The following is a 14,007-nucleotide window of genomic DNA, read 5'->3' as shown; positions in this document are numbered from 1 at the left end:
CTGCGGTTTGGGCGGGAGAGTGGTCCGTTCCGCTCGGCGCTACTTATTGTGCCGCGTCGATGATCGATTGCATGTCCGACTGCGCGTCGGCGAAGGCGCCGTCGACATCATCACCGTAGATCGCGGCGTTGGTGAAAGTCGCCCAGGGGCCGTTCGCCGAATTGATGAGGTCGTTAAACTGCAGCGTATAGGGCGTCTTGGCGACCGATACCGCCTTCATGGCGACGCCGAGGCGGGGATCGAGGCCGGCAAGCACCTCGTCGGCAATATCCGAACGCGTCGGCAGGCTGCCGAACTTCGCCATGATCTTCTGGCCGTCGACAGAATAGATGTACTCCAGGAAGGCCTTGACGTTACCGATCCGTCTGGTGCCCTTGGTCGCGACGAAATTATCGCCGCCGGCGAAGGAGGAGGGATTGCCATCGACACTCGGAATCAGAGTCACTCCGAAATCGATCTCGGGATGTTGCGTGACCAGCGTCCCGATTGCGAAGGCGCCAAGACTCTGCTGGCCGATCTTGCCATTGGTGATCGACAGGAAATTAACACCGTTGTCGCTCGCCGAACCCGCCGGAACCGTGTCCTTAGCGATCAGGTTCCGGTAGACGTCGATTGCCTTGCGCATCTGAGGCGTGTCGAGGGTCGCCGTCTTGCCGTCTGCCGACAGGATGTCGGCGCCTGCACCCCATACGAGCGGCGTGAAGGTGAAGATCATGCATCCGCCGCAGCCGCCACCGGAGAAGTAGAAGCCGTAGGTGTCGCCGCCCAGCACACGGATTTTCTCCGCATTGGCGGCGATCTCTTCCCAGGTTGCCGGCGCCTTTTCCGGATCCAGTCCGGCCTTCCTATAGAGTTCTTTGTTCCAGGCGAAGATCGAGGTCTCCACCGACAGGGGCAAACCATAGATCCTGCCCTCATAGGTGCCGAGCTTCACATGGGCCGGCGAGAGCGAATTGAAATAGGGCAGCGACTTCGCCCAGTCCGTCATGTCCTCGAGCTGATCAGCCGCGGCAAAGGCCGGCGTGTAGATTAAGTCGAGGGAGAGCGCGTCAGGCGCTTGTCCGCCCGCAATTGCGGTGGCGTATTTCTGAACCAGCTCGGCAAAAGGCACTTCGGTCAGTTCGACCCTGTCGCCACCCTTGGCGTTATACGCCTTGACTACCTCCTTGAAGGAATCGCCGATGCCCGAGCGAACCCACATAGAGACAGTTTCCGCTGACGCGGACGACAGCATCGCAGCCGAAAACAGGCATGTCGCGGCCAATAATTTTCTGAGCATGACTTTCCTCCATATCGCGGAGCGTCATCGACTACTCCGTCTCCTCACTTCAATCAGGCGGCCTGCCTCCACAGGATTGCCTCACGACAAGCCGGCACGGCAGTTTGCGCAGCCCCGGCTCGATATACTTGCCTTCGGCAAGCGCCAGCACGGTCCGGCCCGCCTCCTTGCCCAGTTCTTTCAGGTTCATGTCCACCGAGGTCAGCGGCGGGCGCGCCTGGGCGGCCATAATCTCCCAGTTGTCGAAGCCGACGACGGCGACGTCCTCCGGCACACGGATCCCTCGCTCGCGCAGTGCGTCGATTACGCCGCGCGCGATCTGGTCGTTGCCGCAGACGATGCCATCAGGCCTTTCTCCTGCCTGCGACCAGAGGCGGCCGACGGCCTCATGCCCCCAACTCTCCGCCCAGATGCCGCTGAGCACTTCCGCCCCCTCACCCGCGCTGGCGCGAAAGGCACAGGCGCGCTCGCGGACCGAAGCGAAGCTTTCCGGCCCGGTGACATGCACCAGCCGCCGCCGACCGAGGCCGAGCAGCCAATCGGTGGCAAGACCTGCCCCATGCCCATCGTCCGACGTTAGCGTCACGCTATCCGGCGCGCCTTCGGTGAACGCGTAGACGACTGGAACAGGAAGCCCGGTAAGATCGACCGGAAGTGATCGGTCGATGCGTTTTCCCGTGGCGATGATGCCGTCCACCTGCTTGTCCATCATGGCGTTCACGTGGATTTTTCCCAGGGCCGGATCATCCTCGATCGCACAGAGGAAGACCGAGACGCCTTGATCCACCAACGCTTCGGACACGCCCGCCATCACTGGCAGGGTGAAGCGGCCATAGGTATCATTCGTCAGGAGGCCGATGGTGAAGGAGCGGTTAAAGAGCAGGCCCCGCGCCAGGGCATTGGGGCGGAAACCGACACTCTCCGCCACCTGCTTTATTCGGGCACGCGTCGCAGCCGCCATCCGACCATTGTCATTCAGCGCCTTGGAGACGGTGGAAACGCTGACGCCGGCGGCACGAGCAACATCGTGGATCGTGATACGTCCTGCTCTGGTGCGTTGGTTGCTCAGTCCCACCTCCTCTTCGATAGGAGGTGAGAAAACCTTTTCGCAAGACGAATGTCAATATGAGAAAAGCTTTTCTCAGAAAAATCGATGATGATATTGAATTTGAAAAAGTTCGCTCGTCCGAGTAGTGACAGACGACGTCACGATAGGGCAGCGTATCGATCGGCGTAGCGGTCGAGCAGATCCAGCACCGCGTCCCTTGCCTGGTGGCGCACTGCCTTAACCCACGCGACGGCCAACGGCAGCGTTTTCAACGGGCGACCGTCAAGCGATCTCAAGGGAATGTAACGGACGCCGGAAACAGTAAGCTTAGAGGTCCAGCGCGGCACTACCGCGCATCCTATGCCGGCGGCCACCAAGTTGATGATCGTCTGCTTCTCATCGGCCACCTGGGCGATACGCGGATGAATTCCGGCCTGTGCGAAGATGTCGAGTGTCAGGTCGTAGCTGTGGGGCCGGGACCGGCGCTCCGGAACGATGAGCGGCTCGTCCAGCAGATCCGCAACCGTGACCTCCGACAGGTCCGCCAACATGTGGCTTTCCGGCACGGCCACCACGGGCGTTTCCTCCAGGAGCAACCTCACGCCCAGATTGCGGCTCATCCCTTCCCTGGGACGAATGAAGATGAGGTCTAGGCGGCCGGCCAACAGCTTGGGAATAAGCCGGATTGATTTGTCCTCGACAAGTTGCGTGACAAGGTCCGGCTTTTCCTCTCTGAGATCATGAAGCACTTGAGGAACAAGGCCGGCCGCCGCGCTGTCTATGGCGCCAATCCGGAGAACAGTGCTTGGTCGATGCCTTTCGGCCCTGAACCGCTGCTCCAGCTCGTCAAGGCGGCCGAGAATGGGACGCACTTCTTCCAGAAGAACGATCCCGTCCTCCGTCAGCGAAACATTTCGCGTGGTTCTCTCCAGCAAAGGTGCCCCCAGCGCCTCTTCCAGCAGTTTGACGTGCCTGCCCAAAGATGCGGGCAGAAGACCCACCTTCTGCGCAGCCCGTCCAAAATGCAGTTCTTCCGCGACCGCCACGAAACATTTCAGTTGCTCAAGCTCCACCCTGATCTCCATTATTTCATTTTTTTATATAATTGTATGAGGATGTGATCCGATGCAAGCCCCAGCTATTGTTTTGTAGTGACGCAGGAGGCGTCAGAATTTTTGGGAGGAGCTCGCTATGACCAGCGAACTGGAAACGCGCGTCTTGCGCAAGATTACGTGGCGCATCGTGCCATTCATAATGGTCCTGTATCTCATCGCCTTCATCGATCGCGTGAATATCGGTTTCGCATCGCTGACGATGAACCAGGACCTCGGGTTTTCATCGACTGTCTTTGGCGTCGGCGCCGGCATTTTCTTTCTTGGCTATTTTCTCTTCGAAGTGCCTTCAAACCTGATCCTGAACAAGGTTGGCGCGCGCATCTGGATTGCGCGGGTGATGATCACCTGGGGCATCGTCTCCGGCGCCATGGCGCTTGTGCAGGGTACGACAAGCTTCTACACGCTTCGTTTTCTTCTGGGCGTTGCTGAAGCAGGTTTCTTCCCGGGTATCATCCTTTATCTGAGCTACTGGTTCCCGGCGCGCAGGCGTGCCGCCGTAACGGCGATGTTCATGGCAGCCGCCCCGCTTGCGACAGCGATAGGCTCGCCGATTTCCGGTGCGTTGCTGGAGATGCACGGCATCTGGGGCCTCGCAGGCTGGCAGTGGATGTTCATCATCGAGGCTATCCCTGCTCTGATCCTTGGCGTCGTGGTTTTGTTCTATCTGACTGATCGTCCGGAAAAGGCCAACTGGCTCTCCGCCGACGAGCGCGCCTGGCTGGTGAAGACTATGGAGCAGGAGCAGGCTGGCAAGCCCAAGGCGAGCCACAGCGTCTGGGCAGGCTTGGCAGACCTGCGGGTACTGGCGCTGTCGCTGGTGTACTTTGGCACGTCCGCTGGCCTGTACACGCTCGGCATCTGGGCACCGCAAATCATCAAGGGATTTGGACTTTCCTCCTTCCAGGTCGGTCTTATCAATGCCATCCCGGCTGTCTTCGCGGTCATCGGCATGATCCTTTGGGCTCGCCACTCCGACAAGACCGGCGAGCGCACCTGGCACGTTGTCGGCGCTTGCCTACTCGCTGCTGCCGGACTTGCCCTGGCGACCGGCGCAACGACTGTTTTCGCGGTATTGGCTGCCCTGACGCTCGTCAACATCGGCATCAGCGCCTCAAAACCACCACTTTGGAGCATGCCGACCCTTTTCCTGTCGGGACCGGCCGCTGCTGCGGGCATTGCGACGATCAACTCGATCGGCAACCTTGGGGGCTTCGTCGGCCCGTCCATGATCGGCTGGATCAAGGATATGACCGGAAGCTTCGCCGGGGGTCTCTATTTCGTCGCCGCATTGCTTATCGTTTCGGCCGTCGTCACCCTGCTACTTGCGCGCGGTGCTTCGCGTCAGACCGGGCGAACTGCTTCCATCCAACACTGATACGATTATTGGAGAAACATTATGCGTGAATACAAGATAGCTGCCATTCCTGCGGATGGCATCGGGCCGGAAGTGATTGCTGCGGGTCTTCAGGTTCTCGAAGCGCTGGAAAAGCGCAGCGGCGACTTCAAGATCCACTCGGAAACCTTCGACTGGGGCTCTGACTACTATAAGAAGCACGGCGTGATGATGCCGGCGGACGGGCTGGAAACGCTCAAGAAATTCGATGCAATCTATTTCGGCGCTGTGGGTGCGCCGGATGTGCCCGACCACATCACCTTGTGGGGCCTGCGTTTGCCGATCTGCCAGGGGTTCGACCAGTATGCGAATGTGCGCCCAACCAAGATCCTGCCGGGCATCACCCCGCCGCTGCGCAATTGCGGCCCGGGTGATCTCGACTGGGTTATCGTGCGCGAAAATTCTGAAGGCGAGTACTCCGGCCATGGCGGGCGCGCCCACAAGGGCCTGCCGGAAGAAGTCGGCACGGAAGTGGCGATCTTCACCCGCGTCGGGGTCACCCGCATCATGCGCTATGCATTCAAGCTGGCTCAATCGCGCCCGCGCAAACTGCTCACCGTCGTCACAAAGTCGAACGCACAACGTCACGGCATGGTCATGTGGGACGAGATCGCCGCCGAGGTGTCGAAGGAATTCCCGGACGTCACCTGGGACAAGATGCTGGTGGACGCGATGACCGTGCGCATGACGCTGAACCCGAAGAGCCTCGATACGATCGTTGCCACAAACCTGCATGCCGACATCCTGTCGGACCTTGCCGGCGCGCTGGCAGGCTCGCTCGGCGTCGCCCCGACCGGCAACATCGATCCGGAACGCCGCTTCCCGTCGATGTTCGAGCCGATCCACGGCTCGGCCTTCGACATCACCGGCAAGGGCATCGCAAACCCCATCGCCACCTTCTGGACGGCAGCCCAGATGCTCGAGCATCTCGGTGAAAAGGATGCCGCCGCGCGGCTCATGACTGCGGTCGAACGCGTCACAGAAGCCGGCATCCTCACACCAGACGTCGGAGGCAAGGCCAATACGCAGCAGGTCACCGACGCCGTCTGCGAGGCTATCGCAGGGTCCAATATTCTGGTTGCCGCAGAATGATCTGGAACGATGCGTCCGCCTGCGATGTGCTGCGTCGAATCTTCGACGCAGCGGTTGCGAGCGCCGATCCGGCCAAGGTGGTCGCATCCCACCTGCCGGAACGGCCCAAGGGCCGCTGCGTCGTCATCGGCGCCGGCAAAGCCTCGGCCGCAATGGCCGCGGCTCTCGATACCGCCTGGAGTGATGTGGATCTCACCGGAATCGTCGTAACCCGTTACGGCCACGCCGTACCCGCCGGGCGTATCGAAATCATCGAAGCATCCCATCCGGTTCCTGATGAGATGAGCGTCGAGGCAGCAACCCGCATCATGGCAGCTGTGAGCGGCCTCGGATCAGACGATCTGGTGATTGCCCTGATCTCCGGCGGCGGATCCTCGCTTCTTGTTTCCCCTGCCGGACGCATGACGCTCGATGACAAGAAGACGGTCAACAGGGTACTTCTGGCAAGCGGCGCCACGATCTCCGAAATGAACACCGTGCGTAGACAGCTTTCCGGGATCAAGGGTGGCCGCCTCGCACAGGCTGCCTATCCAGCCCGTGTCGTCAGCCTGGTCATCTCCGATGTGCCGGGTGACGGCCCATCCGAAATCGCTTCCGGCCCCACGGTCGCAAACCCGACGACCGTGGATGACGCCAGGGAAATCGTCAGTCGATATCGGCTGAACCTTCCCGAGACAGCCGTTGAGGTCCTGGCTAATGGCGGTGCAGCCGCAGGTCGGGACAACCGGAATTCTGAGGTCAGGATGATCGCCTCACCAGGCATGGCGCTTTTTGCCGCAGCACAAACCGCCCGCTCTTACGGACTGACGTCCCTGATTCTTGGTGATGCGCTACAGGGGGAAGCAAGAGAAGTTGGAACCGTATTTGCCGGGATCGCGCTATCTGCGAGGCAGAATGGCAACCCGATTGCCGGTCCGGCAGTCATCCTGTCCGGCGGCGAGACCTCTGTCTCGCTTCCGCCTGACGCCACTGGTCGCGGCGGGCGCAACACCGAGTTCCTGCTAAGTCTCGCCATTGGCCTGAATGAAGCAGACGGCATCTGGGCAATCGCGGGCGATACGGACGGGATAGACGGTGTCGAGGACGCCGCCGGAGCCATCGTTACGCCGACAACCTTGTCCCGCCTGCGCCAGGCCGGCATCACACCGCGCGCGGCCCTTTCGGGCCACGATAGCTACACCGCGTTCAAGGCGATCGATGACCTCGTGGTCACCGGGCCGACGCTTACCAATGTCAACGACATTCGTGCCATCCTGATTGGATAGAAACACCATGTTCATTCGCAGCAATCGCAGGGCCAAGATCGTCGCAACGGTCGGGCCCGCCTCCAACTCGCCCGAAATTCTGAAGGCGCTTTTCAATGCAGGCGTCGATACCTTCCGGCTCAACTTCAGCCACGGAAACCGCGACGATCATGCCGCTGTCTATCGCCATATCCGGGCGATGGAGAAGGAATTAGACACGGCGATCGGCATACTGCAGGATCTCCAGGGACCGAAGATCCGTATTGGCATACTGGGGGATGGGCGTCTCGACCTCCAGAAGGGCGCTGCCATCCGCTTCGTCTGCAGCACAGAGCCCGGCAAGGGCCTGATGGATATCCCGCTCCCCCATCGCGAGATTTTTGCAGCCGTCAAGCCGGGCGATGATCTGCTGATCGATGACGGCCGGGTGCGGGTACGCACCATTAGCATCGATGACGAGCATCTCGATGCAGAGGTGATTGTCGGTGGCCCGATTTCCAACCGCAAGGGTGTCAATGTCCCGGGCGCGGTACTCGACATATCGCCGCTGACCACAAAGGACCGAAAAGACCTCGAGTTCGGCCTTGAGCTTGGGGTCGACTGGGTCGCGCTTTCATTTGTCCAGAAAGCGCGTGACATGATCGAGGCACGTTCGCTAGTCAGCAACCGCGCCGGGCTCGTCGCCAAGATCGAGAAGCCATCTGCGCTGGACGAGATCGACGATATCGTCGCACTTTCGGATGCGATCATGGTTGCACGGGGCGATCTGGGCGTCGAAATCCCGCCCGAAGACGTCCCCGGCAAGCAGAAGGAGATCATCCGCGCATGCCGGATGGCGGCAAAGCCGGTGATCGTCGCAACGCAGATGCTGGATTCCATGGTTTCGGCGCCGACCCCGACACGGGCAGAGGCTTCGGATGTCGCCGGCGCAATATACGACGGCGCGGACGCAGTGATGCTGTCGGCAGAATCTGCCACCGGTTCCTATCCGATCGAAACTGTAGAGATGATGGACCGCATCATAGAAAAGACCGAGAAGCACAAGCTCTACCGTCCGATTATGGAAGCAACCGAGCCGGAGATCGCACAGTCGCCGCCGCATGCGGTAGCGACCGCAGCAGCAAACGTGGCTGTGGCAGTCAAGGCGCCTGTAATCGTCGCCTATACCGCAAGCGGAACGACCGCAGCAAGAATATCGCGGGCGCGCCCTGCTTTGCCAATCATGGCGCTGACGCCTTCTGAACAGGTGGCTCGGCAACTCAGCCTCTTCTGGGGTGTCGTCGGCTTGCGTTCGCAAGATATCGTCACTTACGAACAATCTATCCAGCGGGCTGAGCAGGCAGCAATCGATACAGACCTTGCCAGAGCGAATGACCTGATCGTCGTCGTGACCGGCTTTCCTTTCTCCCAATCTGGAAGCACCAACAACCTTCGCGTTGCTCAAATCGGCAAATGCTAGAGATTCCGCAGGTTTAACTTTGCGATTAGGGGGACGAGAGCGTCGTGCGCGTGCTGGCGGTGTGATCGTGCGGCGCGACTGGCGGCTTCCGCGTCCCCTTTGTCAATCGCCTGGATTATCTCCCAGTGCTCATCTGAAGAGTGGATTGGAAGGGGACGTAAATTGAGAGTGAACATTCGGGCGCGATGCAGTTGATCCGCAACCGTGCCGGCCATACGCATGAGACGTCGATTGCCACTCCTGGCAACCAACTCCTCATGAAATCGCTCGTCAGCTGCCGCCCAAGCCTCCAGATCATTCTCCGCCAGTGCCCCGACCATTGAGGCGGTCGCTGATTGCAGTATCTGCACGACAGGGGTTCGTTCTTTCATTTGTAACTGTGCGAGGCGTGCTGCTGCTGCTCCCTCCAGAGCGATAATCACTTCATAGATTTCCTCAATGTCAGCAGGCGACAGCGCACAGATAATGATACCCTTTTTGGGAAGGATACGAACCAGCCCGTCTTCCTGAAGCCGTGCCATGGCCTCGTGGACCGGGGTTCTGCTCATTCCCAATTGACGGGCAATCTCGATCTCCGCCGCCTGGTACCCGGGAGGAAAGACATTCGACCGAATTGCCTCCTTGATCGCACTGTAAGCAGCGGTCACGCGACCGGCGCCCGCCGTATCAACGCCACTGTCTGGGGCGTCCTGAGGCACATCTCGCGGAATCACGCCGGCGACATCGTTTGCTGTAATCATAACGAACCTTCGATTATTCAGCATCCTTTATAGTGACGATCGAGCCAATTGACAAACACGGATACTTCGATACATTCCATCTTGCATGCAAGTAAGCATGGAACAGAGTGTGGAGGCACTCTGGCGCGCACTTGAGGAGGAAGTCGCGATGAAGAAAATGCTTGTGGCGCTCACAGGCGCCCTTCTGGCAACGTCGAGCGTTCTGGCCCACGCCCAGGAGAACTATCCAGAAAAGCCGATTACCATCATGGTCCCCGCTGCGGCGGGCGGCCCCAGCGACACGGTCGCCCGACTTGTCGCTCAATCCATGTCGAAATCTCTTGGACAGCAGGTTCTCGTGGAAAATATGGGCGGAGCCGGCGGCTCGCTCGGAGCGGCGACCGTGGCTCAGGCAGATCCAGACGGATATCGCCTTCTGCTCTACCACATCGGCGTCGCGACCTTCGCGGCTCTCTATCCGAAGCTGACGTACAAGCCGATTGAAGATTTCTCGAGCATCGGGCTGATCACCGAAGTGCCGATGACGATCGTCGGCAGGAAAAATTTCGAGCCGAAGACATTTGCCGAACTCGTAGCCTACGTGAAGAAGAGTGGCCCTCAGGTGACGTTCGGAACGGCAGGAACCGGCGCGGTTTCCGATCTATGTGGACGTCTTATTCAGGACGCGCTCGGCACCAAGATCACGCTTGTCCCCTACAAGGGCATGGGACCGGCAATGACCGATCTCATCGGCGGACGCATCGATCTGGCATGCGACCAGACGACCAATACGGTGCAACAGATCAAGGCAAACGAAGTTCATGCCTATGCCGTAACGACGAAGGCACGAATAGACGTACTGCCCGATGTCCCCACGGTTGCCGAAGGCGGCATCCAGAATTTTGAACTGAGCGCCTGGCATGCACTTTGGGCACCGAAGAATACGCCCGAGCCTATTCGCAACAAGCTGGCCGAGGCGCTTCGGGGCGCCCTCAAGGATCCCGTAGTTATCGAACGGTTCGCAAGTCTCGGAACGTCGCCGGTTTCGCCGGATCTCGCAACGCCTGCGGCCCTCGATCAAAAGTTCAAGGCCGAAGTAGATCGCCTTACGAAACTGGTCAGCGAGACGGGAAAATAAGGCATCCCGCTGGCGGGTCCCTGCAAGGGATCGGCGGAACGAACGTTCCGGGCGACCATTTGCCGTGTCCTTTTGGACACGGCTTGCTCTCAATCGATGTTTCGAGGTTTCTTATGCGTGAATACAAGATAGCTGCCATTCCTGCGGATGGCATCGGGCCGGAAGTGATTGCTGCGGGTCTTCAGGTTCTCGAAGCGCTGGAAAAGCGCAGCGGCGACTTCAAGATCCACTCGGAAACCTTCGACTGGGGCTCTGACTACTATAAGAAGCACGGCGTGATGATGCCGGCGGACGGGCTGGAAACGCTCAAGAAATTCGATGCAATCTATTTCGGCGCTGTGGGTGCGCCGGATGTGCCCGACCACATCACCTTGTGGGGCCTGCGTTTGCCGATCTGCCAGGGGTTCGACCAGTATGCGAATGTGCGCCCAACCAAGATCCTGCCGGGCATCACCCCGCCGCTGCGCAATTGCGGCCCGGGTGATCTCGACTGGGTTATCGTGCGCGAAAATTCTGAAGGCGAGTACTCCGGCCATGGCGGGCGCGCCCACAAGGGCCTGCCGGAAGAAGTCGGCACGGAAGTGGCGATCTTCACCCGCGTCGGGGTCACCCGCATCATGCGCTATGCATTCAAGCTGGCTCAATCGCGCCCGCGCAAACTGCTCACCGTCGTCACAAAGTCGAACGCACAACGTCACGGCATGGTCATGTGGGACGAGATCGCCGCCGAGGTGTCGAAGGAATTCCCGGACGTCACCTGGGACAAGATGCTGGTGGACGCGATGACCGTGCGCATGACGCTGAACCCGAAGAGCCTCGATACGATCGTTGCCACAAACCTGCATGCCGACATCCTGTCGGACCTTGCCGGCGCGCTGGCAGGCTCGCTCGGCGTCGCCCCGACCGGCAACATCGATCCGGAACGCCGCTTCCCGTCGATGTTCGAGCCGATCCACGGCTCGGCCTTCGACATCACCGGCAAGGGCATCGCAAACCCCATCGCCACCTTCTGGACGGCAGCCCAGATGCTCGAGCATCTCGGTGAAAAGGATGCCGCCGCGCGGCTCATGACTGCGGTCGAACGCGTCACAGAAGCCGGCATCCTCACACCAGACGTCGGAGGCAAGGCCAATACGCAGCAGGTCACCGACGCCGTCTGCGAGGCTATCGCAGGGTCCAATATCCTCTGACAGTTCGTGTCGAGGTTCGGGAGGGAAAAAATGGAAGACTCGTCGGTCAAGTACAGCCGCCACAACGTGATTGCGGGCGGTATATTCATCGGGATCGCGGCCCTCTTCATCGTGCAGAGTTCGAGTTACGACTTCGGAACCGCGCTGCAGATGGGCCCGGGCTTTTTTCCGATCGTGCTGGCCGTGACACTTTCCATATTTGGAATGCTGATCCTGATCGATGGATTGCGCAAGCCGCCGGAGCCAGTCGATGGCGCCGTGCCCTGGCGCGGTCTCATCCTCGTGTGCCTGGCGCTTGCGGTCTTTGGCGCCGGGGCTCGTTCTCTAGGGCTCATTCCGGTCGTTTTCCTCTGTACCTTCATGGCGGCCCAAGCCTCGCGGAAGAACGCGCCTCTGTCCGCCCTGGTCAGCGCGTTCGTCATGTCCGTCCTGTGCTACGTGATCTTCAAGATCGGTCTTGCCGTATCGCTGCCGACCTTCGGTCCGGCTCTCGGCTTCTGAGGTGGCTTCTATGATAGATCTGTTTTCCAATCTCGCGCTTGGCTTCGAAACGGCGATGACGCCTGTCAATATCGTCTGGTGCTTTGTCGGCGTGCTGCTTGGCACACTGGTTGGTGTGTTGCCCGGCATCGGGCCGACTGCGACGATTGCAATGCTGCTGCCGATAACCTTCACGTTCTCGCCCGTGACATCGCTCATCATGTTATCCGGCATTTATTATGGCGCTCAGTACGGCGGATCGACGACGGCGATCCTCATCAATCTGCCGGGGGAAAGTTCCTCGGCGGTGACCGCCATCGACGGTTATCAGATGGCAAGGAAAGGACGGGCGGGTCAGGCTTTGGCCACGGCAGCCCTTGGGTCTTTTTTCGCGGGATGCGTGGCAACCATGCTGCTGGCGATTGCTGCGCCGCCTCTTGCCGCGGTCGCACTTGAATTCGGCGCGCCGGAATATTTCGCGCTGATCGTTCTCGGCCTTCTGGTATCGATCTCTCTTGCTCATGGTTCTGTGCTAAAGGCGCTAGGGATGATCATCGTCGGCCTGTTGCTGGGCACCGTCGGGCAGGACATCTACACCGGCGAAGAACGCTTCACCTTCGGATATCTGGAACTGTCGCAAGGCATCAACTTCGTCTCGATCGCCGTTGGCGTATTCGGCGTTGCAGAAATCTTCCGCAATCTGCAGCACGAGTACACGCGTGAAGTGGGTGTAAATAAAGTGACTAATCTGTGGCTTAGCAAACAGGACTTCCGCCGAATCGCGGGTCCGGTCTTGAGAGGCACTGCGCTCGGCTCGATCCTGGGCGTCCTCCCCGGCGGCGGACATGTGCTCGCCTCGTTCGCCAGCTATTCTGCGGAAAAGAACCTCTCCAAGACGCCGGAAGAGTTCGGTCATGGCGCAATCGAAGGCGTGGCCGGTCCAGAAAGCGCCAATAACGCTGCCGCCCAGACGTCGTTCATCCCGCTACTCACTCTCGGCATCCCTGCACATCCCGTCATGGCCCTGATCGTGGGAGCCTTTATTCTTCAGGGGATCACGCCCGGCCCTGATGTGATCAATAGTCAGCCCGCCCTGTTCTGGGGCATTATCGCGTCCATGTGGGTCGGCAACCTGTTGCTTGTCATCCTCAATCTCCCGCTTATCGGGTTATGGGTGAAAATGCTGACGATCCCCTATCGAATGCTATTCCCGGCGATTGTCATCTTTGCCTCGATCGGCTGCTATTCGATTAACAACAACCCGTTCGATGTCTACGCCATCATTGCTTCTGGCGTTCTCGGATATGTCCTCATCCGCGTCGGCTGCGAACCGGCGCCGCTACTGCTCGGCTTCGTGCTTGGACCGCTGCTTGAGGAACACTTACGCAGGGCCATGATCATCTCGCGCGGTGATCCGACGGTATTTGTCACAAACCCCATTGCCGCCTCTCTTCTGGCGATAGGGCTGCTGTGCGTGATTGCCGCCTTGCTACCATCCATCCGTTCGAAGCGCGACCAGGTATTCGTTGAGGACGATTGAGCAGACGGTTCGATCAGCCGCTTTGGCCAACAGTACAGTTCAAAGCTTACGAACAATTATCATAAAACGAACGCAACCAATCATGTGCATTCCGCCGCATCTATTCTTACATCACGCACGGTGAATATTGGACCGTCGGTCGCGGCACGCCAGAAGATTTTCGGGCTGGAGAACGTCAATGCAAACCGGGGCACTACCCGGGAGGTAAAGCGACTTTCTCGTGGCCTCCGAATCCGACTTTGCTATCGCGTTGGAGGGGCGCGTGTTCTTCATGGGTAAGTTTACACCCGGTGGTTAGTGAAGCCTGCAG

The 14,007-nt window shown here is 59.6% G+C and carries 12 protein-coding genes; 8 read left to right on the top strand and 4 right to left on the bottom strand.

What is annotated here, in order from left to right; translation table 11 throughout:
- Positions 1 to 43: 43 nt before the first annotated feature.
- The 3 genes from ACQZ5G_RS11970 to ACQZ5G_RS11960 form a co-directional block, all read right to left on the bottom strand.
- Positions 44 to 1,279, bottom strand: a complete 1,236-nt coding sequence (locus tag ACQZ5G_RS11970) for an ABC transporter substrate-binding protein (protein WP_448738205.1) — start codon at positions 1,277 to 1,279, stop codon at positions 44 to 46.
- Between the two features lie 49 nt (positions 1,280 to 1,328).
- Entirely contained in the window at positions 1,329 to 2,348 is a 1,020-nt protein-coding gene (locus tag ACQZ5G_RS11965; RefSeq protein WP_149622562.1) for a LacI family DNA-binding transcriptional regulator, read from the bottom strand.
- 137 nt (positions 2,349 to 2,485) lie between these two features.
- Positions 2,486 to 3,400 (bottom strand): LysR family transcriptional regulator, encoded by a 915-nt coding sequence (locus ACQZ5G_RS11960; RefSeq protein WP_149622561.1) that lies wholly within the window; start codon positions 3,398 to 3,400, stop codon positions 2,486 to 2,488.
- 118 nt (positions 3,401 to 3,518) lie between these two features.
- Here ACQZ5G_RS11960 and ACQZ5G_RS11955 point away from each other — a divergent pair, with 118 nt between their 5' ends.
- The 4 genes from ACQZ5G_RS11955 to pyk are packed head-to-tail and all read left to right on the top strand — an operon-like array spanning position 3,519 to position 8,630.
- Positions 3,519 to 4,817 (top strand): MFS transporter, encoded by a 1,299-nt coding sequence (locus tag ACQZ5G_RS11955; RefSeq protein WP_448738206.1) that lies wholly within the window; start codon positions 3,519 to 3,521, stop codon positions 4,815 to 4,817.
- 21 nt (positions 4,818 to 4,838) lie between these two features.
- On the top strand, positions 4,839 to 5,927 hold the full coding sequence (locus tag ACQZ5G_RS11950) for a tartrate dehydrogenase (RefSeq protein WP_149622432.1): 1,089 nt from the start codon (positions 4,839 to 4,841) through the stop codon (positions 5,925 to 5,927).
- Positions 5,924 to 7,192: a glycerate kinase type-2 family protein gene (locus ACQZ5G_RS11945; protein WP_149622431.1), complete on the top strand. Its 1,269-nt coding sequence runs from the start codon at positions 5,924 to 5,926 to the stop codon at positions 7,190 to 7,192. The genes ACQZ5G_RS11950 and ACQZ5G_RS11945 overlap by 4 nt, the downstream gene beginning before the upstream one ends.
- A gap of 7 nt (positions 7,193 to 7,199) precedes the next feature.
- Positions 7,200 to 8,630 (top strand): pyruvate kinase, encoded by a 1,431-nt coding sequence (gene pyk, locus ACQZ5G_RS11940; protein WP_149622430.1) that lies wholly within the window; start codon positions 7,200 to 7,202, stop codon positions 8,628 to 8,630.
- Here the strand turns inward: pyk and ACQZ5G_RS11935 are convergent.
- Entirely contained in the window at positions 8,627 to 9,370 is a 744-nt protein-coding gene (locus ACQZ5G_RS11935) for a GntR family transcriptional regulator (RefSeq protein ID WP_149622429.1), read from the bottom strand. The two genes, pyk and ACQZ5G_RS11935, sit on opposite strands and share 4 nt — an antisense overlap.
- 148 nt (positions 9,371 to 9,518) lie before the next feature.
- On the opposite strand from ACQZ5G_RS11935, the gene ACQZ5G_RS11930 reads away from it, so the two are divergent.
- The 4 genes from ACQZ5G_RS11930 to ACQZ5G_RS11915 all read left to right on the top strand — a co-directional run bounded on the left by ACQZ5G_RS11930 (position 9,519) and on the right by ACQZ5G_RS11915 (position 13,697).
- Positions 9,519 to 10,487, top strand: coding sequence for a tripartite tricarboxylate transporter substrate binding protein BugD (locus ACQZ5G_RS11930; protein WP_448738207.1), 969 nt, complete (start codon positions 9,519 to 9,521; stop codon positions 10,485 to 10,487).
- 113 nt (positions 10,488 to 10,600) lie between these two features.
- Positions 10,601 to 11,677: a tartrate dehydrogenase gene (locus ACQZ5G_RS11925; protein WP_149622427.1), complete on the top strand. Its 1,077-nt coding sequence runs from the start codon at positions 10,601 to 10,603 to the stop codon at positions 11,675 to 11,677.
- Positions 11,678 to 11,707: 30 nt separating this feature from the next.
- The gene (locus tag ACQZ5G_RS11920; RefSeq protein WP_149622426.1) at positions 11,708 to 12,178 is read left to right on the top strand and encodes a tripartite tricarboxylate transporter TctB family protein; all 471 of its coding nucleotides are present in this window, start codon (positions 11,708 to 11,710) and stop codon (positions 12,176 to 12,178) included.
- Between the two features lie 13 nt (positions 12,179 to 12,191).
- Positions 12,192 to 13,697 (top strand): tripartite tricarboxylate transporter permease, encoded by a 1,506-nt coding sequence (locus ACQZ5G_RS11915; RefSeq protein ID WP_210247477.1) that lies wholly within the window; start codon positions 12,192 to 12,194, stop codon positions 13,695 to 13,697.
- The last annotated feature ends 310 nt before the right edge of the window (positions 13,698 to 14,007 follow it).

The organism is Agrobacterium sp. 22-214-1 (assembly GCF_053522465.1).
The sequence above is the reverse complement of the archived record's forward strand: the minus strand, read 5'-3'. Positions and strand labels throughout refer to the sequence as shown.

What these genes read in the sequence shown, in the direction of transcription:
- ACQZ5G_RS11970 (WP_448738205.1), bottom strand. Translation starts at nt 1,279, where the DNA reads ATGCTCAGAAAATTATTGGCCGCGACATGCCTGTTTTCGGCTGCGATG.
- ACQZ5G_RS11955 (WP_448738206.1), top strand. Translation starts at nt 3,519, where the DNA reads ATGACCAGCGAACTGGAAACGCGCGTCTTGCGCAAGATTACGTGGCGC.
- ACQZ5G_RS11950 (WP_149622432.1), top strand. Translation starts at nt 4,839, where the DNA reads ATGCGTGAATACAAGATAGCTGCCATTCCTGCGGATGGCATCGGGCCG.
- ACQZ5G_RS11945 (WP_149622431.1), top strand. Translation starts at nt 5,924, where the DNA reads ATGATCTGGAACGATGCGTCCGCCTGCGATGTGCTGCGTCGAATCTTC.
- pyk (WP_149622430.1), top strand. Translation starts at nt 7,200, where the DNA reads ATGTTCATTCGCAGCAATCGCAGGGCCAAGATCGTCGCAACGGTCGGG.
- ACQZ5G_RS11935 (WP_149622429.1), bottom strand. Translation starts at nt 9,370, where the DNA reads ATGATTACAGCAAACGATGTCGCCGGCGTGATTCCGCGAGATGTGCCT.
- ACQZ5G_RS11930 (WP_448738207.1), top strand. Translation starts at nt 9,519, where the DNA reads ATGAAGAAAATGCTTGTGGCGCTCACAGGCGCCCTTCTGGCAACGTCG.
- ACQZ5G_RS11925 (WP_149622427.1), top strand. Translation starts at nt 10,601, where the DNA reads ATGCGTGAATACAAGATAGCTGCCATTCCTGCGGATGGCATCGGGCCG.
- ACQZ5G_RS11920 (WP_149622426.1), top strand. Translation starts at nt 11,708, where the DNA reads ATGGAAGACTCGTCGGTCAAGTACAGCCGCCACAACGTGATTGCGGGC.